Below are 18,227 nucleotides of genomic sequence, written 5' to 3'. Positions count from 1 at the left end.
AATTAGGAGGCAGGTTTTTATGCAGCAAGACGCAAACATCTGGTCGCGAATGCGCCTAAAGATGGGTCAAGGCGTTCGCAGCACCTATAAAGAGCACAAGCTCTTTTGGATTGCGACCTTATTGATTTGGTTAAAAACGTATTTAGCGTATACACTTTTCTTCAACGTTCCCGTAACAAACTCTGCGCAAGCATTCATTCTACTAATTAACCCAATTAGTTCAGCGCTCTTCATGTTCGGGTTCAGCTTCTTCTTCCGGGGAAATGTTCAAAAATGGTTCATCTACGGTACATTGTTCGTCGCGACACTCATTTTATATGCGGACATCATTTTCTTCCGCTTCTTTAATGACTATCTGACGTTGCCGGTATTGTTCCAAACATCGAATGCAGAGACCGTTTCTGCATCGCTCGGGTCACTCTTGAATTGGTCCGATTTATTGATCGTCGGTGACTTGATCATCTTACCGTTCTTCTTACGGAAAATGGACATGTCAAAAAACGTTGCGTCACGTGGACGCGCGATTCTCGCATTCGTTGCAGCAGTTGTCGTTTTCCTTGGAAACTTGACGCTCGCTGAGACAGAACGTCCAGAATTGCTCACACGTGCCTTTGACCGAGAACTGCTCGTTAAAAACATCGGAACATTTAACTTCCATATGTATGACGCACTCATTCAGTCGAAGACATCTGCGCAAAAAGCACTCGCAGACAGTTCTGAACTGTCGGAAGTTCAAAGCTTCATTGATTCAAAACATGCCGAACCGAACCCAGCTATGTTCGGAAAGTACAAAGGAAAGAACGTCATCGTCGTTTCCTTTGAGTCGGCACAATCCTTTGCAGTTGGATTAAAAGCACCAAACGGACAAGAGATTACACCGAACCTGAATAAGTTGATCAAGGAATCGCATTCATGGGATAACTTCTATCACAACACAGGACAAGGGAAAACGGCAGATGCTGAGTTCATTCTCGAAAACTCGATCTATCCACTTGGACGCGGTGCAGCATTCTTTACGAACGGAGAAAACGAATTCCGGGCAACTCCTGAAATGTTGAAAGAAGACGGCTATTATTCAGCTGTTTTCCATGCAAACAACAAATCGTTCTGGAACCGAGACATCGTCTACAATAGCTTTGGCGTCGATCGTTTCTTCTCAGAGACGGATTATGACCTAGGTGATCCAGCAGATTTGACGGAGTGGGGCTTGCTCGATGATAAATTCTTTGAACAGTCATTGCCGATGTTGAAAGATTTACCACGTCCGTTCTATTCGAAGTTCATCACATTGACGAACCACTATCCATTTGAGATGCCAAAACCAGAAGATGAACTCGTACCACCGCTTGAGACAAGTTCTACGACGTTGAACCATTATGTTCAGGCACTAGCGTATCAAGATATGGCACTCGGTAAATTCATCGAGGGTCTGAAAAAAGATGGTACGTGGGATGACACGATCTTCATGGTCTATGGCGACCACTATGGTATCTCGACGAACCACAATGCTGCGATGGCAGAACTCATGAACAAAGATGAGTTGACACCGTATGATGTCGCGCAATTGCAACGTGTACCATTCGTGATCCATTTACCGGGTCAAACGAAAGGTGTGAAACATGAAGACGTCGCGAGCCAAATCGACATTAAACCGACATTGCTACATCTGTTAGGACAAGACTTCAAGAATGAAGTATTGTTCGGTACCGATCTCTTCTCGAAGCAGCACAAGGATTATGCGCTGTTCCGCGATGGTTCCGTCATAACAGACAAAACGGTTTATACGCAGGAAACATGTTATGATCGTCAGACAGGTGAAGAAGTAAAAGATGGAGAGTTAGCGGAGATGTGTAAACAATCTACGAAACAATCCGAGAAGGAGTTAGGACTTTCGGATAAAGTCATCTACGGTGACTTGCTCCGTTTCCTTCAAACTTCAAAATAAGATGAGGAAAACGAATCTACTTTCGAGTGGATTCGTTTTTTTTTGTAGAAAGGCAAATAAAAAGAGAGATGCGCGAGGCATCTCTCTTCAGATTTTAGACAAAAGGGCTGACACCAAAAAAATGACGCATCTTTTCACGCCCTTTTCTCAGGCGAGACACAAGCTAGTTTTCCTGCTTCATTTAAGCAGGAAAGCGGGTCTTGTTCGTCTCTGACAGCGCATAAATGCGCTTTTTCCTGTAGGAGTGGCGTGTGACGCGTCATTCTTTTTATTACGAGATAAGGGAGGCAGATCATCAATCTGCCTCCCTTATCTTTGTAGATACTGACTTTTGAGTCAGCCTCTTTTTAGCGTATCTTGATTACGATGGAATACCGCCGTAAATCAATGTCGCAATCCCGAACCAGCCGAATAAGACGACAGTCAGACCTGCGAATACGAGTGGAAACATTTGGCGTTTCTTAAGTGAACGAACGACGGCCCAAACGCCGACGAGTGCGACGAAGAAGAAAAGCCAACCGATTGGTTGATCCAAATGCATGACGTACTCCCCCTTAAACAATCACGTTATGAATTTCACGAAGATTTCACTTAAATCTCACTTTTTAGTTTATCCGACTCGCGGGATAAAGTCGAGAGGGCGTTGCAGGAACTTTCGACAATTTCGTGTATAGTAGGAGAAGAGTCTATTGTAAAGGGGTTTTATAGAATGGAAATCGTAATGATCACTTCCGGTATGGCATCTGAGAATGGTTATTTGTTATTTAAAGACAAGGAATGTCTCGTCATTGATCCAGGTACAGAAGATATGCGGTTTTTCGATGAAATTGAAAGTCGGGGAGCAACATTAAAAGCGATTTTATTAACGCATGCGCATTTTGACCACATTGGTGGTGTGGATATGTTACGACGCTTCACGGAAGCTCCTGTCTACGTGCATACGGAAGAAGCAGGATGGCTCGGTAATCCAGAATGGAATGGTTCAGCGAAATTCGGAATGCCACCGATGCGAATGAAACCAGCGGATCATTTGTTGCAACCAGGACGATTGACGGTCGGTAGCTTTTCGATGCATGTACTTGAGACGCCAGGACACTCACCAGGAAGTGTGACGTTCTACTTTAAAGGAGAGCGGATCGCGTTCGGTGGAGATCTCCTGTTCCAGCAAGGCGTCGGACGGACGGATCTTCATGGTGGGGATCAAGACGTATTGATGCGTTCACTGGATCGACTCATCGCGGAACTACCGGCAGATACGACGGTTTATCCAGGGCACGGTCCGAGTACGACGATTCGTCAAGAGATGAAATCGAATCCATTCCTATGACTAAAAAAAACTCGCCATCCAAAAGGATGACGAGTTTTTTTCATTACATCTGGAAGTTCGACCAGTACGTAAAGACGATGAAAAATACAGTTAAGTAAGCTCCAAAGATATAGACATACGTTTTTTCAGTTAAACGCAAGTAACCAAGCGCTGCAAAAAAGACAGTTTGTGCTAAGAAGACGAAGCCCATGACTAAAAATGAATCCGTATGCTCACTTGAGCTTGCATCGCCACCCAATGCGCCGATAAATGCCATGACTGCGATGATACCAGTCCAGAAACCGAGTACGCGGTACATTCTCCCCATTCCTATAACCCCCTAAATCCGACAGATAGTCAATATACGTACTTATTTTACCAAGCAAACAATCATTCGTCTATCCTGTTCTAGTGATTGTTAAGGAATAACTGTGAACAAAAGATGAAGTTTCAAAAAAAGTTGTACAATAGTTGTACAAAAGGTGTACAAAGTAAAATTGACGTGCTATAGTAACTGTAATGAAACCCCACACTTTGAGAGGAGGAGCAAAAATGACGAATGAGTTAGTCTTTTTCACATACCCAAGCTGTACATCATGTCGTAAAACGAAATCATGGTTAAAAGAGGAACATGTTGATGTAGAGGAACGTCATCTGTTCAGAAATGCTCCAACAGTTGATGAACTCATGGAACTGTTGAAATTATCGACGGATGGGATTGAAAGTTTGCTCGCAACACGCAGTCAAGCCTTCAAGGATCTCGGCATTGATATTGAAGACATGAAACTCAGTGAGTTATTACGCCTCATGAGTGACAATCCGAAATTATTACGCCGCCCAATCATCACTGATGGAAAACAACTTGTTATCGGATACGATAAACCAGGTCTTGAGACATTGGCGAAGCGTAAACATCGGACAATCGCACACGTATCGTAAAGAAGCCGGTTTGGTCGGCTTCTTTTTTTTGTGTATTGTTTGCGGTAGGGAGGTGAAGAGAAATGAAGGAATGGACGACACAACTCATGGAACGATTCGAATCACTTGGTGCAACAGATGTTCATTTCGTACCGAATGAAGCTTGCGTCCGAATCGTTTGTCGAACGGGTGACGGTTTGTGTGAACAAGAAGAGGTGGAACTGACGCGTTACCGGACACTTGTCAGTCATGTCCGCTATGAGGCGAACTTAAAGGAACAGAATGAGCGGATTCCGCAAAGTGGTTTGTATCCGCACGGGAAAAAGGGCATGCGTGTCTCGTTGTTGCCGAGTCGACAAGGGGATGCGATGTCGTGGCGATTTTATCGATCAACGGTCTCTCAAGAAACAGCTTTACGAACGTTACACAATCAATTGGACTTCGCTTGGTTAGCTGAACAACGACACGGGTGTATCGTCATTTCTGGATCGACAGGTGCAGGAAAGACGACGATGTTATATTCCTTGATGAGTGCAATGGAAGAAAAGCGAATCATCTCGATTGAAGATCCGGTGGAATGTACGGTACCAAACGTCTTGCAACTGGAACTAAATGAAAAGGCAGGCTTCACTGCTACGCGATGTTTTGAGGAAATATTGCGAGCGGATCCGGATTGGATTGCTTTTGGTGAGGTGCGGACGAGAGAGGCAGCACGTTTGACGATGAATGCCGCACTTAGTGGTCACGTCGTGTTATTTACGTTACACGCTGGAAGTATTGATGAGGCGCGATTGCGATTGCGTAGTTTAGGGATCGAAGAGTCAGAACTAGCTGTCTGTCAACGTATCATTCATCTCGAGCGAAAAGGAGAGGATGTCCGCTGTACCGTCAGAAACTTACAAGCCGCGATCAAAGTCGGTTCTTAAAACGATATCACCGTTTGTTATCAAAAGGCATTTCCGCGAAAGAGACGTTACTCATTTTAAAACGATTCGAGCGTCAGCCGTTCGCGGAAGTAGTCGGAGAAATGGAACAACGTCTTGAGAAAGGAGACTCCTTTGCAGCATCGCTTGAACCGCTTGCGTTAACGAATACCTTAAAACGACTTCTTTTCGTTGGAGAGAGGACAGAGCGACCATTGCTCGTTCTTCGCCAAATCGTGAAACTGCTCGACCTCGAAACAGAAATGCGATCGAAGTTTTGGAAGATGATTCGGTATCCGCTTGTTCTAGCGACCAGTCTATTCCTTCTGTTCTTCTTTTACGCCCTCTACGTATTTCCGTCTCTCCTCGAGATGTCGGACCCGAAGACTCTCCCCTCATTTCTGCATCTCCTTCTTCACCCCTCTGCGAAATATCTGCTCGCAAGTATTCCCGTTATTTTGTTGACCTCCGGGTACCTCTTTTTTCGCTTCTTTCCGTTAAACCGTATTTTACGACTGAAACCGCTACAGCGTTTGATTCGCCTCTACTACAGCTATTTATTCACGATCGAAGTAGGATCGTTCATCGATGCTGGCTTCTCGCTCGAAGAGACCTTTCGCCATCTAGAGCAAGGACAAGCGAATAAAAAAGGACATCTCTATGCTCGTCTACATGCTAAACAACAGGCAGGGGAACCACTTGCAGAAGCGCTTGGCGAAGATGAGATCATCGAAGCCGAGACGATTGGAATCGTCCATTTGGCGCGGGAAAGTGGCGATCTTGGACCGTTGTTGCTTGAACAAGCGACACTCTTACATGAGTCGATGGAAGAGGAACTAGAGAAAAAGTTGTTATGGATCGAGCCGATTTTGTACGGTGGATTGACGATCATGACGGGAACGTTGTTTCTCATCTTGTATTATCCGATACAGCTAGCGATACAGCAGCTTCCATTCTAAACAGAGGAGACGATACGATGAAACAATTCTTAAAGAGACAGGATGGATTCACCTTACTTGAGATGGCAGCCGTCTTATTGATTATTTCGTTATTACTGCTCGTTTTGATTCCAACGATGACAAGTGGAAAAGACCAGGCGAAAGGTGTGAGTTGTGAGGCGAACATTCGAGTCATTCGGTCAGAAGTAAACCTTTACTATGCCAAAGAGAAGAAGTACCCAGAATCGCTTCAGACGATCAATCGCGGAACAGCTGATAAACCGAATGCTCTCGTCTGTGATCAGGAGACGTATACGTATGATCCGAAGACTGGCGAACTTACGAAGTGAACAAGGATTTACATTATTTGAGATGACGGCGGTGCTGACAATCATTGCTTGTTTACTTGTTTTTTTGTTGCCGGCACTGTTTGAAAAACGACCGGACTGGATTCCGCTTGAACAAGAGGTTCGTCTGATGGAACAAGATATTCAGACACTTCGACTGATGCAGTACTCAAAGCAAGATCAAGCATTGATGCAGTTTCGATTTCGAGGGGATGGTACGGGATATCTTGTCCTTGCGGATGACCGGTTGTTATGGCAACGAACATTCCAAAATGGTCATACGTGTACCGTTCCGCCCTCGAATCGCATCATCTATTTTAAAAGCTATCACTCGATCTATGCAGCGACCTGGTCTTGCCGTTCGGCAACAGCCGAATATGAAATCAAATTCTTACTTGGGAACTATCAAATGGCAATCCGTAAAGTGAGGTGAGAAGTATGCAGAACGAACGCCAAGCGGGCTTCTCTTTGCTTGAAGTGATGCTCTCAATCGTTGCAATCGGTATCTTCATGATGTTAGCGATTGATCCTTATCTCGATTTACGGACGAAACAAATGAAATGGGAACAAGAGACGGAACAGCTTGAGCAGATGGCTACGGATCAAGTTGAAAACCGAACAGCGTCCTATGTCCTGAAACAAGGAGCGTGGTGCAATGAAACGATGTGTCTTGCGAGCGGAATCCGGAATGACCCTTCTCGAACTCTCATTCGTCCTATGGCTGAGCCCACTTCTTCTGCTGGCAATCTTGACATTGACCCCACTCGTTCGTCCGCCGGAAGTCAACCGAATGAATGAAGAATTGTTCTTTCATACCGTGGAACGACTGATGTGGCGTAGTACGATGTGTGAGCGCGTCGGAGACGAGATTCGTGGAATGGACGTCAATCCGGGAGAGACGGCTGAAAAGTGGCGTCTCGTCCGTGTGCAAGATCAACTACGTCTCAAGAAAGAACAGGGAGGTGAACTGACATACGCCCGCGACGTCAAACACTATACCGTGACAGGGGATGCCGAGATTCTCTCGATTCAGTTGAACGACAGCAGACGTTCCTTCCGATGCGTCAGGAAGGATTCATCTTGATTCAAACGTTACTGTTACTTCTAGGAATGGGAGTCGTGCTCTTGATTTCTTGTCAGCAAATTGACGAAGAGATGCGGCATCATCAGTTAGAGCAAGAAGCCCTTCAACTCGAGTCTCTCATCCGAGCGGCGAAAGCAGATTGTACGAAGGACGAGACCCTCCACTACCCAATCGGACAAGTCAGCTGTACAGCGACCGATAAAGGCTTTAAAATGGAAGCGAGATTAGAGAATGGTCAAAGAATCGAGGCGGTCGTCACACATGAGTAAGGTTTATTTGATTGGGTTTATGGGAACTGGTAAAACAGCCGTCGGACATCGATTGGGTTCACAATACGAGATCGACGAACTGGATGAACGGTTCGAACAGGAACATGGACAAACGATTACCGCTTTTTTCGCTGAGCATGGCGAAGCAGGGTTTCGTACACATGAAAGCGAATTGTTGAAGAGTAGCAATGCGGAAGTAATCGTCACAGGTGGCGGGATCGTCGAACGAGAAGAGAACCGACTGTACATGCAGGAGTCCGGAACAGTCGTCTGGATCGATACACCCTTTGATTTGATTTGGGAACGTATCGCCGCTGATCCGAATCGTCCACTCGTGACAGAACGGGAACAAGTGAGACGATTGTTTGAACGTCGCTATTCCTTATATGCTGGAGTAGCTACTGTCCGACTCGAAGGAACGGCATCAATCGAAGAATTAACGCGTGCGATTGAAACTGTATTGGAGGAGAAGTCATGATTTGGATTACGTTAGGTATTATTTTATTGGCTATCATAGGACTCGTGTTGTTCGGATTCAGTCTTTACAAAAAGAAGCTGTCTCAGGATATTCGGCAGTTAAAACAACTGATGGAGCGCTTTACGATTCGTCAGCAAACCTTGCAGACGAACATTGATCATACGACGCAGCGAATCGATCAAATCAAAGGGAATATCAATCGAATCACTGAAGAAGGAAATCGTGTGAAGCAAGGAGCGAGCCAATTGGTGACGGAAGGTCGTCGACTCCAGGAGGAAATCAAACGAACTGCCGGAATCAAACAATTTTGAAATGGCTTTCATGGGAAGAATATGAAACAATAGGAGAGAAGGGACAGGGTCCTTTCTCTCTTTTTCGTATGTTCCTTTTTCCGAATAATACTAGATAATTATGATTTTAATTGGTAAGATGGATTTGAAAATGGAACATTAAAGAGAAGAGAGAGCGAAAACGTTCGTAAATAGGGGGATTTGTATGAGTCAAACGACATTGAAAAGAACACCGTTATTCGAGACGGTTTCGCAAACCGGTAAGATGGTGGATTTTGCGGGATTTGAAATGCCAGTTTTGTTTTCCTCGATTAAAGAAGAACACGTTGCAGTAAGGGAGAACGTCGGCATGTTCGATGTCTCGCACATGGGAGAACTGTTCGTCAGCGGACCGGATGCTCTGACGTTTTTACAAGCTACATTATCGAACGATATTTCGAAGATTGCGGTGGGGCAAGCGCAATATAACGTCTTATGCCAAGAAGACGGTGGGACAGTGGATGATTTACTCGTCTATCGTTTGGCAGAAACGGACTATCTTCTCGTCGTCAATGCTTCGAACATTGAAAAAGACGAACAACATTTACGTCACTATCTAACAGGGGACGTCACGCTTGAGAATCAATCGGAACAATATGGTCAAATTGCGGTCCAAGGACCACGTGCGGAAGCCATCCTTTCCGGCATGACACCACTTGTCTTATCAGAGATCGGATTTTTCAAGTTCCAACGGGGGACGGTTGCAGGAGTGGAAATGATCGTCTCACGCAGTGGGTACACAGGGGAAGATGGATTCGAACTCTACATGGCAGCTGGTGACGCACCTGCTGTCTGGCAAGCACTGCTTGAGCAAGGTGTCGTACCATGCGGGCTCGGGGCACGTGACACATTACGTTTTGAGGCATGTCTGCCACTTTACGGACATGAATTATCAGCAACGATTTCACCAATCGAAGCGGGAATGGGCTTTGCGGTCAAACCACAAGTCAAACCGTTCGTCGGTGCAGAGGTCTTGTTGCAACAGAAAGAACAAGGAGCACCGCGACGCTTGATCGGTCTTGAATTACTCGATAAAGGGATTGCGCGTCAAGATGCACCGGTTTGGCATGACGGGGAAGTCGTTGGTGTGGTGACGACAGGTACGTTGCCGCCGACAGTCGGAAAAGCGATTGCTTGGGCACTCGTTCCTGCAGAAGTAGCGGAACAAGAGCAATTTGAAGTGGAAGTACGCGGAAAACGTTTAGCAGCGAAACGAACAGCGACACCGTTTTATCGTCGCACGAAATAAGGGGGATATTTCTATGGATTTTCGTTATTTACCAATGACAGCAGAAGATGAGCAGGCGATGTTACAGACGATCGGTGCAGCATCGATCGAAGATTTACTCGCTGATATCCCGGCATCCGTCCGTGATAACGGTACATTGGAAGAAGTCGGTGTGCCACTTCCGGAAACGGACTTGATTCGGACGCTATCGAAGCTTGCCGACCAAAACATGAATACGAAACAATATCCATCGTTCCTTGGCGCAGGCATCTATGATCACTATGCACCTGCTGTCGTCAATCATATGTTACTGCGCTCAGAGTTTTACACTGCCTATACACCATATCAGCCAGAGATTTCGCAAGGTGAGCTACAAGCGATTTTTGAATTCCAATCGATGATTTGTGAATTGACAGGGATGGATGTCGCGAACTCGTCGATGTATGACGGTATCACGGCGTTAGCGGAAGCGGCCATGCTTGCTTGTGCCCATACGAAGAAAAAGACGATCGTTCTTTCAGACGGCGTTCACCCGGAAGCGCACGATGTCGTTCGGACGTATGCGAACGGTCCAGGACTAAACGTCGAGACGTTGGCGCTTGAGCAAGGTGTCACACGGATCGATCAACTCGATGCCATCGAAGACGTCGCCTGTGTCATCGTGCAGTATCCGAACTTCTACGGTCGTGTCGAAGAACTACAAGCATTGGCCGATGCGACTCATGCTCGTGGTGCGCTGTTCATCGTCTCTGCGAATCCACTGGCACTCGGTATCTTAGAAGCGCCAGGTAAACTTGGCGCTGACATTACGATCGGAGATTGCCAACCGTTCGGAATTCCACAAAGCTTTGGTGGACCGACATGTGGTTATTTCACGACGACAAAAGCGTTGATGCGTAAGATTCCGGGACGTCTCGTTGGACAGACCGTCGATGAGAATGGGAAACGCGGTTTCGTTCTGACGTTACAAGCACGTGAACAACACATTCGCCGTGACAAGGCGACATCTAACATCTGTTCGAACCAAGCGTTGAATGCACTCGCTGCTTCGATCGCGATGAGTGCACTCGGAAAACGGGGGATCCGGGAACTCGCGACACGTAACTTGCAAACGGCACATGCATTAAAACAAAAGCTGAAACAGGCTGGCTTTACGATCGTTGACGATGGACCGAGCTTCAATGAATTCGTCGTTACGCTACCAATCGACGCGACACGTGCGAGTCAACAATTGCTCGATCACGGAATCATCGGCGGTTTACCGTTAGGATCGTATGACGCAGCGCGTCAAAATGAAATGCTTGTTTGTGCAACGGAATTACGGACGAATGAAGAGTTGGATCAATTCGTGACAGCGTTAGGGGGACTCACACATGAATGAGCAAACATTGATCTTTGAAATTTCTAAACCGGGTCGTATCGCCTATAGCTTACCGTTACCGACTGTCGATGAGGTGGCAGTAGAAGAATTGTTACCGACCTCGATGTTACGGAAGGAAGACGTGGCGCTACCGGAAGTATCTGAACTGGATCTCGTCCGTCACTACACGGCACTCTCGAACCGTAACCATGGTGTGGATTCTGGATTCTATCCACTCGGGTCATGTACAATGAAATACAATCCGAAAATCAATGAAGATATGGCACGCCTCCCTGGGTTTGCACACATTCACCCGCTTCAACCAGTCGAAAGTGTCCAAGGGGCACTCGGTTTGATGTATGATCTGCAAGAAAAACTCGCAGTCATCACAGGAATGGATGAAGTGACGCTTCAGCCGGCGGCGGGAGCACACGGTGAATGGACAGGCTTGATGCTGATTAAGGCCTACCATCATGCACGTGGTGACTTTAAACGGACGAAAGTCCTCGTACCGGACTCGGCACACGGAACGAACCCCGCATCGGCATCTGTCGCTGGATTTGATACCGTGACGGTCTTATCGGATGAACGTGGTCTCGTTGATTTAGCGGACTTAAAGAAAAAAGTCGGTGACGATACAGCGGCACTCATGTTGACGAATCCAAACACGCTCGGTTTATTTGAGTCGGATATCGTCGAAATCGCCAAAGCGGTTCATGAGGCAGGCGGAAAACTGTACTACGATGGTGCGAACTCGAATGCGATCATGGGCATCGCTCGACCAGGGGACATGGGCTTTGATGTCGTTCACTTGAACTTGCATAAGACGTTCACAGGACCGCACGGTGGCGGCGGACCAGGATCGGGTCCAGTAGGGGTCAAACAAGATTTGATTCCGTATTTACCGAAACCAATCGTCCGCAAAGAGGAAGAGCGTTATGTCCTCGACTACGATCGTCCGGAAGCAATCGGTCGTGTCAAACCATTCTACGGTAACTTCGGCATCAACGTTCGTGCCTATAGCTATATTCGGACGATGGGTGGAGCAGGTCTTGCTCGCGTCTCGAAAGAAGCGGTCTTGAATGCGAACTATATGTTGGTTCGTCTCAAAGGTGCGTATGACGCGCCATACGACGTCTATTGCAAGCACGAATTCGTCTTGTCGGGTAAACGTCAAAAAGCACTAGGTGTCCGGACGCTTGACATCGCTAAACGTCTGCTTGACTTTGGATACCATCCACCAACGATCTACTTCCCGTTGAACGTCGAGGAGTGTATCATGATCGAACCGACGGAAACAGAGTCGAAAGAAACACTCGATGCCTTCTGTGATGCGATGCTCCAGATTGCAAAAGAGGTCGAAGAGACACCGGATGTCGTCTTGAACGCACCACACACGACGGTCGTCAAACGGATGGACGAGACACTTGCTGCTCGAAAACCAGTCTTACGCTACGAACCAAAACAAGAAGTACACGCATAAGCTGTTTCATAAAAAAGAGGACCTCTCCGACGAAGGAGAGATCCTCTTTTTGCGATGAACGAAGCATTAGCTCCGTTTGATTTTTCCTGACCACTGCTTGAATCCGCCTTTTAACTGATACAGATTCGTATAGCCTGCTTTTTTCAAGACTTTTGCAGCCTGTGAAGAACGCATGCTCCCTTGACAATACAAGTAAATCGGCATGTCTTTTCGTAATTCCTTCGAGCGCATCTTCATTTGGCTGACCGGGATGTTACGGGCACCTACGATGTGTCCACCTTTGAATTCCTGTGTTTCGCGAACATCGACGATTTGTGCTTTACGATAGTTCGCACGGAATTCTTCTTGCGACAATTTCGTGATGCCTTTGACCGGCATGAAACGCCAAGCGATGTAGGCGATCAGCGCGACCCATAATACGATCGTAATGATAGTTCCAGTTTCCATATTCGACTTCCAACCCCTTCGTTCGTTTAACCTCTGTTTCATTATAGTCAACGAAATCGATTTCGGCAATCGACTCGTGATTGCGCGACCGAGAATGGGTTTGATACACTAAGACGGAAACGTTTTGGGGGTGCTCAAGTGAACAGAGAGTGGCAAGTGTTGACGACGCCGGCGATGGAGCCGGCAATGAACATGGCAATCGATGAAGCATTGATTCAGTTCGTCGGGCGGGGGGAGATCGCACCGACGCTTCGTTTTTACTCATGGGAACCACGTGGATTAAGTGTTGGTCATTTTCAACGGGCGACCCGTGATATCGATCGAGAGCGGATTGCAGAGCTCGGGATTCCGATCGTGCGTCGGATGACAGGAGGGCGCGCTGTCTTGCATGCAGACGAGTTGACATACAGTGTCGTCATCCCGGAAGATACAGAAGGTTTACCACGCACGGTCATCGAAAGTTATCGGATGTTGACGGAAGGGATTCGCAAAGGATACCATCACCTCGGCATTCCGGTCGAATTTTCCGTTCCGTTGACGGAAGAGGAAAAAGAAGAATTACGGAAGCCGAAATCAGCCGTCTGTTTTGATGCAGCATCGTATTATGAACTCGCTGTAGGAAAACGGAAAGTCGCAGGAAGTGCACAAGTCCGCCATCAAGGCGTTGTCTTACAGCACGGTTCGGTCCCACTCTCTGTCGATGAAGGTGAATTGTTTGATTGTTTCTTGTATGATGATGAGTCGACGCGCGAGCGGATGAAAGCGCGTTTTTCAGGAAAAGCTGTCGCTTTGAATGAGCTAGCAGGTCGCGCTGTCGCATTTGACGAGGTACGAGAAGCGTTCACGAAAGGCTTCGAAGAGGCGCTTGATTTGTCGTTCGTTCCGTTGACATTCACGAGTGAGCAGTGGCAGGAGATTGAGCGTCTTGCCGAGAAATACCGTAGTGATGAGTGGAACTGGAAACGCTAATGAATGAAATGGGAAGGTGATGTCGTGCCAACTCCGAGTATGGAAGATTATTTGGAACAAATTTATAAACTGATTGAAGATAAAGGATACGCTCGCGTATCGGATATAGCGGAGTCGTTAGGAGTTCACCCGTCCTCGGTAACGAAGATGGTTCAAAAGCTCGACCGGGAGACGTACCTTGTTTACGAAAAGTATCGGGGTCTCATGCTGACACCTAAAGGACGCAAAATCGGAAAGCGTCTCGTGGAACGACACGCCTTACTTGAAGATTTTCTTCGTCTCGTTGGTGTGGATGAAGAACTGATTTATAAGGATGTCGAAGGAATCGAGCATCATATTAGTATCGAAGCGTTGGATAAGATTAACGGAATGATTCAGTTCTTTGCGGAACGTCCTGGTTTGAAAGAGGAACTGCATCGCTATCAACAAGCCCATCCAGAGGATTGAGGCTTGTTTTTTTATAGTTCCTTGCTAAAAAAAGTTCTCAAACACGAACGATCCATTACATTTTTATGATAAAGTGCGCATTTTAAGTTAGATATGCTATACTGAGCCTGAAAATGGACGAAGGGGGTGGCGGGTGTTCGCACCTTGTCATGGAAATCACGATTAAAGAAAAATTAGTGTCGGAGTCACAACTGAAAGAAAAGGTTCGTGAATTAGCACAACAGATCGAAGTGGATGCGGCTGGGCGTCAAATCGTTCTCGTCGTCGTGTTAAAAGGGTCGATGGTCTTTGCTGCGGATTTGATGCGCGAAATCAAAGGAAGCGTTCAAATTGATACAGTCGCGTGCTCTTCTTACGGAACAAAGACCGTCTCTTCCGGGCGTGTTCAGTTGAAGAAAGATCTCGATCTCGATGTGCAAGGGAAATATGTCGTCGTCATCGAAGATATCATCGACACAGGGCGGACGCTCCATTTCTTATGTGATCACATGAAATTGCATCAACCCGGAGTTCTCAAAGTATGTACATTGCTTGATAAACCGGCACGTCGTGAAGTAAAACTCGACGCAGACTATGTCGGTTTCGAGATTCCGGATTACTTCGTTGTTGGGTACGGAATCGATTGTGCGGAGGAATATCGCAATCTACCGTATATCGGTTGGGTCGAAACGGATTGAACACGAAAAAAGGAGGTTCGTCGCATGACGAATCTCCTTTTTAATGTACTTCTGAAATTAAAAAGCACGTTTTTTCTTTTTGCCTTTTTTTCCTTCGATCACTGTCAGATGAGGCGCTTTTGAACGATCGCGCAACGGTCTGACTTTATTCGATGCCGGCGCTTTTGAGGACTTGACCGGTTTTTTCTTAAAGTCTGTCCGGCGAACAGAATTCGAAGAGCCATGCATTTTTTTTGATTGAGCGACGGATTTTCGGTACTGAGCATTTGCGCCCGTTCCGACGCTTCGATTACGAGTCAGGAACTTAAAGAGCAAGAAGATGATCCCAGCGGTAATCCCGAAGAACAGCAATTGTGAAAACAGACTACTTGGATTATTGACGAGTTTATATCCGAAGCCGACAAAAGCGAACAGTAACACGACGAGTGCAAATGTAGAACCAATGCGTTGTCTGATCATAATATCACCCCTGTTATCGATTAACCCAGTGCATTCTCATGTAGGTTATGTTCCTGTTTTTCCAATGCTTCAAACGCATAAATCGCAACCTCGATCTGTGCATCGTCCGGTTCTTTCGTCGTCAAGTATTGTAACCATAGGCCAGGCAAGGCGATGACGCGAAGTCCTTTGATGTGCTGCGCTTTATTCGTCAGCTGTAACACTTCAAATGAAAGACCGATGACGACCGGTAATAAGGCGATCCGGCAGACGAGACGCAACCAAAGCGGATCCGTTGGCACGATCAGATAGACGAAAAATCCGACGATGACGGTGAAGATCAAGAAACTCGAGCCGCAACGGTAATGAAGACGACTGCTGACGCGAACGTTTTCGACCGTGAGTGGGCGTCCTGATTCGACGCAGTTGATGACCTTATGCTCTGCACCGTGATATTGAAAGAGTCGTTTGACGAGCGGAGTCAATGAAATCACGTAGAGGTAACTGAACAAAAGCGTTAATTTGATTGTTGCTTCGATGACATTTTGAATGACATGTCCCGATAAAGCAGGGAACACATCGAATAGTGACGCAAGGAAAGCAGGTAGTAACGTAAAGAGTAATTTACCGAAGAAGAATGATAGGATCCCGACGACAGCTACGCCGAGCCATTTCGTCAAAGGGCTGGCAGTCGTTTCTTCCGGCTCTTCTTCACCAGGTTTGACACCGTATCGGTCACTTGCGAAGTTCATATGACTGGCGCCATTCGCTGAGGACTCCATTAAAGCAAACAAGCCACGCAGAAGTGGGATTTTTTTACCTTTAGCGATTCGTGGTCGAACCGGCTTTTGTTGGGCGAACGTCTCGATCGACTCATCATTTCGACGAATCGCAGAGACCGCGTGGGTCGCATTTTGGAACATGACGCCTTCGACGATGGCTTGACCACCGACCGGCGGATTAGTCGTTTTCATAATAGAACGCATCCCGTCTTCATTAAAATTAGGTGTATCGTCAGTGTACTTGATTTACGACAAAAAAACTATGTTCGACTCGTCAAAACGAGGTAATCTTTAGGAGTCGGAAATCGGGTTATGATACAATGAAAAGGAATTCGAGGAGGTGTTTTTTTGCGTGTCTTGATATTAAACGGACCAAACTTGAATTTACTCGGAACACGCGAACCGGATACATATGGAACGGCGACATTAGCCGACTTAGAACACGACCTTCGCACTTATTTTCCGAACATTCAGTTTCGGTTTGAACAATCGAACCATGAAGGACGACTGATTGATGTTCTTCACGAGGAACGGGGAGCGGACGGCATCGTCTTCAATGCGGCTGCCTACACGCATACGAGCATCGCGTTACGTGACGCGATTGCTGCAATCGAAGCGCCCGTCATCGAGGTCCATCTATCGAATGTCCATGCACGTGAATCCTTCCGGCATCACTCGATGATTGCACCTGTCTGCCAAGGAGTCATCGCTGGACTTGGCATGACGGGATATCGTCTGGCAACGGAGGCACTCCAAGCTTTACAACAATCGGAACAAGGGGGAAATCAATCATGAAACAACGGATCGAGGCGTTACAAGCAGCTTTAAAGGAACGGGACCTTCCAGGATTACTCGTCACGAAGGCAGAGAACATTCGATACATTTCCGGCTTCACGGGCTCAAGCGGTGCATGTCTCGTAACAGAAGAGCAAGCGTACTTCGTGACGGATTTCCGTTACACGGAGCAAGCGGCAGACCAAGTCAAAGGAATGGAGATCGTTCAAATCGAACGTTCGATTCCAGAGACAATGGGCGAATTGATGGCAGGAGCGCGTGTTCGCGCGGTTGGTGTCGAAAAGGATGCGATGACACTCGGTGCTTTTGAAGCATACGATCAAGCTTCGGCAATCGAGCTTGTTCCGACGACAGGAATCATTGAAAACCTACGCTTGATTAAGGATTCGTCAGAGATTAAGATGATTAAGGAAGCGGTGGAGCTCGCAGACGCGACCTTCCAACACATCTTGACGTACATTCAACCAGGACGAACGGAACTTGAAGTATCAAATGAACTAGAATTCTTCATGCGTAAGCATGGAGCGACGTCTTCTTCTTTCGATACGATCGTGGCATCGGGCTATCGTTCTGCCTTGCCGCACGGTGTTGCCAGCTCGAAGGTCATTGCGACAGGTGAACTCGTCACGCTTGATTTCGGAGCGCTCTTGAACGGTTATGTTTCAGATATCACACGGACTGTCGCAGTCGGTCCGATCAATGCCGAGTTGCAGAAAATCTACGATACGGTCTTACAAGCGCAACTAGCGGGTGTCGACGGCTTAAAACCAGGCATCACTGGGATCGAAGCGGACGCGTTGACACGTGATATCATCAAAGAAGCAGGTTACGGTGAGTACTTCGGTCACTCGACGGGACACGGTATTGGTCTAGAAGTACATGAAGGACCTGGCTTGTCGTTCCGCTCTGAGACGAAACTTGAACCAGGCATGATCGTTACGGTCGAACCAGGTATCTACGTGCCGCAAGTTGGCGGATGCCGGATTGAAGATGACGTCTTGATCACGGAAACAGGTCGAGAAATTCTTTCGTCTTCACCAAAAGAACTGATCACTCTCTAATTC

Annotated in this window: 25 protein-coding genes; 20 read left to right on the top strand and 5 right to left on the bottom strand. The window is 46.9% G+C overall.

What is annotated here, in order from left to right:
• Positions 1 to 19: 19 nt before the first annotated feature.
• On the top strand, positions 20 to 1,945 hold the full coding sequence (locus AYO36_RS09880; RefSeq protein WP_023467552.1) for an LTA synthase family protein: 1,926 nt from the start codon (positions 20 to 22) through the stop codon (positions 1,943 to 1,945).
• Between the two features lie 361 nt (positions 1,946 to 2,306).
• Here AYO36_RS09880 and AYO36_RS09875 read toward each other — a convergent pair whose 3' ends face one another.
• Positions 2,307 to 2,486, bottom strand: coding sequence for a DUF2759 domain-containing protein (locus AYO36_RS09875; protein WP_023467553.1), 180 nt, complete (start codon positions 2,484 to 2,486; stop codon positions 2,307 to 2,309).
• Between the two features lie 168 nt (positions 2,487 to 2,654).
• Here AYO36_RS09875 and AYO36_RS09870 point away from each other — a divergent pair, with 168 nt between their 5' ends.
• Positions 2,655 to 3,272: an MBL fold metallo-hydrolase gene (locus AYO36_RS09870; protein WP_064300293.1), complete on the top strand. Its 618-nt coding sequence runs from the start codon at positions 2,655 to 2,657 to the stop codon at positions 3,270 to 3,272.
• 43 nt (positions 3,273 to 3,315) lie between these two features.
• Here the strand turns inward: AYO36_RS09870 and AYO36_RS09865 are convergent, their stop codons facing one another.
• Positions 3,316 to 3,579 carry a DUF2626 family protein gene (locus tag AYO36_RS09865; protein ID WP_023467555.1) on the bottom strand — a complete coding sequence of 88 codons (264 nt, stop codon included), beginning with the start codon at positions 3,577 to 3,579 and terminating at the stop codon, positions 3,316 to 3,318.
• A gap of 224 nt (positions 3,580 to 3,803) precedes the next feature.
• On the opposite strand from AYO36_RS09865, the gene AYO36_RS09860 reads away from it, so the two are divergent.
• The 13 genes from AYO36_RS09860 to gcvPB all read left to right on the top strand — a co-directional run bounded on the left by AYO36_RS09860 (position 3,804) and on the right by gcvPB (position 12,608).
• Positions 3,804 to 4,190: a Spx/MgsR family RNA polymerase-binding regulatory protein gene (locus AYO36_RS09860; protein WP_023467556.1), complete on the top strand. Its 387-nt coding sequence runs from the start codon at positions 3,804 to 3,806 to the stop codon at positions 4,188 to 4,190.
• A gap of 62 nt (positions 4,191 to 4,252) precedes the next feature.
• Entirely contained in the window at positions 4,253 to 5,095 is an 843-nt protein-coding gene (locus AYO36_RS09855; RefSeq protein ID WP_023467557.1) for an ATPase, T2SS/T4P/T4SS family, read from the top strand.
• A gap of 14 nt (positions 5,096 to 5,109) precedes the next feature.
• Entirely contained in the window at positions 5,110 to 6,051 is a 942-nt protein-coding gene (locus tag AYO36_RS09850; protein ID WP_058265105.1) for a type II secretion system F family protein, read from the top strand.
• Positions 6,052 to 6,068: 17 nt separating this feature from the next.
• Positions 6,069 to 6,380, top strand: a complete 312-nt coding sequence (locus AYO36_RS09845; protein ID WP_023467559.1) for a competence type IV pilus major pilin ComGC — start codon at positions 6,069 to 6,071, stop codon at positions 6,378 to 6,380.
• Positions 6,349 to 6,810: a prepilin-type N-terminal cleavage/methylation domain-containing protein gene (locus AYO36_RS09840; RefSeq protein ID WP_035398319.1), complete on the top strand. Its 462-nt coding sequence runs from the start codon at positions 6,349 to 6,351 to the stop codon at positions 6,808 to 6,810. The genes AYO36_RS09845 and AYO36_RS09840 overlap by 32 nt, the downstream gene beginning before the upstream one ends.
• Before the next feature lie 5 nt (positions 6,811 to 6,815).
• A complete protein-coding gene (locus AYO36_RS09835; RefSeq protein WP_064300292.1) occupies positions 6,816 to 7,175 on the top strand; it encodes a type II secretion system protein in 360 nt (119 codons plus the stop codon).
• Positions 7,168 to 7,461, top strand: a complete 294-nt coding sequence (locus AYO36_RS09830) for a hypothetical protein (RefSeq protein WP_058704323.1) — start codon at positions 7,168 to 7,170, stop codon at positions 7,459 to 7,461. Before AYO36_RS09835 ends, AYO36_RS09830 begins: the two co-directional genes overlap by 8 nt.
• Positions 7,458 to 7,730, top strand: a complete 273-nt coding sequence (locus AYO36_RS09825) for a hypothetical protein (RefSeq protein ID WP_231884698.1) — start codon at positions 7,458 to 7,460, stop codon at positions 7,728 to 7,730. Before AYO36_RS09830 ends, AYO36_RS09825 begins: the two co-directional genes overlap by 4 nt.
• Positions 7,723 to 8,208, top strand: coding sequence for a shikimate kinase (locus AYO36_RS09820; RefSeq protein ID WP_064300290.1), 486 nt, complete (start codon positions 7,723 to 7,725; stop codon positions 8,206 to 8,208). Before AYO36_RS09825 ends, AYO36_RS09820 begins: the two co-directional genes overlap by 8 nt.
• On the top strand, positions 8,205 to 8,519 hold the full coding sequence (locus AYO36_RS09815; protein ID WP_023467565.1) for a hypothetical protein: 315 nt from the start codon (positions 8,205 to 8,207) through the stop codon (positions 8,517 to 8,519). Before AYO36_RS09820 ends, AYO36_RS09815 begins: the two co-directional genes overlap by 4 nt.
• Positions 8,520 to 8,703: 184 nt before the next feature.
• Complete coding sequence (gene gcvT / locus AYO36_RS09810) at positions 8,704 to 9,786, top strand: glycine cleavage system aminomethyltransferase GcvT (protein WP_064300289.1); 1,083 nt, start codon at positions 8,704 to 8,706, stop codon at positions 9,784 to 9,786.
• A 13-nt stretch (positions 9,787 to 9,799) separates the two neighbouring features.
• On the top strand, positions 9,800 to 11,146 hold the full coding sequence (gene gcvPA / locus AYO36_RS09805) for an aminomethyl-transferring glycine dehydrogenase subunit GcvPA (RefSeq protein WP_056060214.1): 1,347 nt from the start codon (positions 9,800 to 9,802) through the stop codon (positions 11,144 to 11,146).
• Positions 11,139 to 12,608, top strand: a complete 1,470-nt coding sequence (gene gcvPB, locus AYO36_RS09800; RefSeq protein WP_064300288.1) for an aminomethyl-transferring glycine dehydrogenase subunit GcvPB — start codon at positions 11,139 to 11,141, stop codon at positions 12,606 to 12,608. The genes gcvPA and gcvPB overlap by 8 nt, the downstream gene beginning before the upstream one ends.
• 66 nt (positions 12,609 to 12,674) lie before the next feature.
• Here the strand turns inward: gcvPB and AYO36_RS09795 are convergent, their stop codons facing one another.
• Positions 12,675 to 13,055, bottom strand: coding sequence for a rhodanese-like domain-containing protein (locus AYO36_RS09795; RefSeq protein ID WP_023467569.1), 381 nt, complete (start codon positions 13,053 to 13,055; stop codon positions 12,675 to 12,677).
• 138 nt (positions 13,056 to 13,193) lie between these two features.
• Between AYO36_RS09795 and AYO36_RS09790 the strand changes: the two genes are divergently transcribed.
• From AYO36_RS09790 to hpt, 3 genes are all read left to right on the top strand, one after another.
• The gene (locus tag AYO36_RS09790; RefSeq protein WP_023467570.1) at positions 13,194 to 14,024 is read left to right on the top strand and encodes a lipoate--protein ligase family protein; all 831 of its coding nucleotides are present in this window, start codon (positions 13,194 to 13,196) and stop codon (positions 14,022 to 14,024) included.
• A 24-nt stretch (positions 14,025 to 14,048) separates the two neighbouring features.
• Complete coding sequence (mntR, locus tag AYO36_RS09785; protein ID WP_035398709.1) at positions 14,049 to 14,471, top strand: transcriptional regulator MntR; 423 nt, start codon at positions 14,049 to 14,051, stop codon at positions 14,469 to 14,471.
• A gap of 149 nt (positions 14,472 to 14,620) precedes the next feature.
• Complete coding sequence (gene hpt / locus AYO36_RS09780; RefSeq protein WP_064300287.1) at positions 14,621 to 15,148, top strand: hypoxanthine phosphoribosyltransferase; 528 nt, start codon at positions 14,621 to 14,623, stop codon at positions 15,146 to 15,148.
• A 57-nt stretch (positions 15,149 to 15,205) separates the two neighbouring features.
• Here hpt and AYO36_RS09775 read toward each other — a convergent pair whose 3' ends face one another.
• Both AYO36_RS09775 and AYO36_RS09770 read right to left on the bottom strand, forming a co-directional pair.
• Positions 15,206 to 15,607 (bottom strand): SA1362 family protein, encoded by a 402-nt coding sequence (locus tag AYO36_RS09775; protein ID WP_023467573.1) that lies wholly within the window; start codon positions 15,605 to 15,607, stop codon positions 15,206 to 15,208.
• A 20-nt stretch (positions 15,608 to 15,627) separates the two neighbouring features.
• Positions 15,628 to 16,560, bottom strand: coding sequence for a DUF1385 domain-containing protein (locus tag AYO36_RS09770; protein WP_064300286.1), 933 nt, complete (start codon positions 16,558 to 16,560; stop codon positions 15,628 to 15,630).
• Positions 16,561 to 16,716: 156 nt separating this feature from the next.
• Between AYO36_RS09770 and aroQ the strand changes: the two genes are divergently transcribed.
• Both aroQ and AYO36_RS09760 read left to right on the top strand, forming a co-directional pair.
• On the top strand, positions 16,717 to 17,163 hold the full coding sequence (gene aroQ / locus AYO36_RS09765) for a type II 3-dehydroquinate dehydratase (RefSeq protein ID WP_023467575.1): 447 nt from the start codon (positions 16,717 to 16,719) through the stop codon (positions 17,161 to 17,163).
• Positions 17,160 to 18,224, top strand: coding sequence for a M24 family metallopeptidase (locus AYO36_RS09760; RefSeq protein WP_023467576.1), 1,065 nt, complete (start codon positions 17,160 to 17,162; stop codon positions 18,222 to 18,224). The genes aroQ and AYO36_RS09760 overlap by 4 nt, the downstream gene beginning before the upstream one ends.
• Positions 18,225 to 18,227 lie beyond the last annotated feature (3 nt).

Source organism: Exiguobacterium sp. KKBO11, from assembly GCF_001644945.1.
GTDB lineage: Bacteria > Bacillota > Bacilli > Exiguobacteriales > Exiguobacteriaceae > Exiguobacterium_A > Exiguobacterium_A abrahamii.
This window is presented reverse-complemented; position numbering and strand designations above follow the sequence as displayed.

Excerpts from the sequence above, each read along its gene's own strand:
- AYO36_RS09770 (WP_064300286.1), bottom strand. The coding sequence starts at position 16,560 with ATGAAAACGACTAATCCGCCGGTCGGTGGTCAAGCCATCGTCGAAGGC.
- AYO36_RS09760 (WP_023467576.1), top strand. The coding sequence starts at position 17,160 with ATGAAACAACGGATCGAGGCGTTACAAGCAGCTTTAAAGGAACGGGAC.
- AYO36_RS09880 (WP_023467552.1), top strand. The coding sequence starts at position 20 with ATGCAGCAAGACGCAAACATCTGGTCGCGAATGCGCCTAAAGATGGGT.
- AYO36_RS09795 (WP_023467569.1), bottom strand. The coding sequence starts at position 13,055 with ATGGAAACTGGAACTATCATTACGATCGTATTATGGGTCGCGCTGATC.
- AYO36_RS09820 (WP_064300290.1), top strand. The coding sequence starts at position 7,723 with ATGAGTAAGGTTTATTTGATTGGGTTTATGGGAACTGGTAAAACAGCC.
- AYO36_RS09815 (WP_023467565.1), top strand. The coding sequence starts at position 8,205 with ATGATTTGGATTACGTTAGGTATTATTTTATTGGCTATCATAGGACTC.
- gcvPA (WP_056060214.1), top strand. The coding sequence starts at position 9,800 with ATGGATTTTCGTTATTTACCAATGACAGCAGAAGATGAGCAGGCGATG.
- gcvPB (WP_064300288.1), top strand. The coding sequence starts at position 11,139 with ATGAATGAGCAAACATTGATCTTTGAAATTTCTAAACCGGGTCGTATC.
- gcvT (WP_064300289.1), top strand. The coding sequence starts at position 8,704 with ATGAGTCAAACGACATTGAAAAGAACACCGTTATTCGAGACGGTTTCG.
- AYO36_RS09870 (WP_064300293.1), top strand. The coding sequence starts at position 2,655 with ATGGAAATCGTAATGATCACTTCCGGTATGGCATCTGAGAATGGTTAT.
- AYO36_RS09875 (WP_023467553.1), bottom strand. The coding sequence starts at position 2,486 with ATGCATTTGGATCAACCAATCGGTTGGCTTTTCTTCTTCGTCGCACTC.
- AYO36_RS09840 (WP_035398319.1), top strand. The coding sequence starts at position 6,349 with ATGATCCGAAGACTGGCGAACTTACGAAGTGAACAAGGATTTACATTA.
- AYO36_RS09835 (WP_064300292.1), top strand. The coding sequence starts at position 6,816 with ATGCAGAACGAACGCCAAGCGGGCTTCTCTTTGCTTGAAGTGATGCTC.
- hpt (WP_064300287.1), top strand. The coding sequence starts at position 14,621 with ATGGAAATCACGATTAAAGAAAAATTAGTGTCGGAGTCACAACTGAAA.
- AYO36_RS09830 (WP_058704323.1), top strand. The coding sequence starts at position 7,168 with ATGAATGAAGAATTGTTCTTTCATACCGTGGAACGACTGATGTGGCGT.
- AYO36_RS09860 (WP_023467556.1), top strand. The coding sequence starts at position 3,804 with ATGACGAATGAGTTAGTCTTTTTCACATACCCAAGCTGTACATCATGT.
- AYO36_RS09775 (WP_023467573.1), bottom strand. The coding sequence starts at position 15,607 with ATGATCAGACAACGCATTGGTTCTACATTTGCACTCGTCGTGTTACTG.
- AYO36_RS09845 (WP_023467559.1), top strand. The coding sequence starts at position 6,069 with ATGAAACAATTCTTAAAGAGACAGGATGGATTCACCTTACTTGAGATG.
- AYO36_RS09865 (WP_023467555.1), bottom strand. The coding sequence starts at position 3,579 with ATGGGGAGAATGTACCGCGTACTCGGTTTCTGGACTGGTATCATCGCA.
- AYO36_RS09855 (WP_023467557.1), top strand. The coding sequence starts at position 4,253 with ATGAAGGAATGGACGACACAACTCATGGAACGATTCGAATCACTTGGT.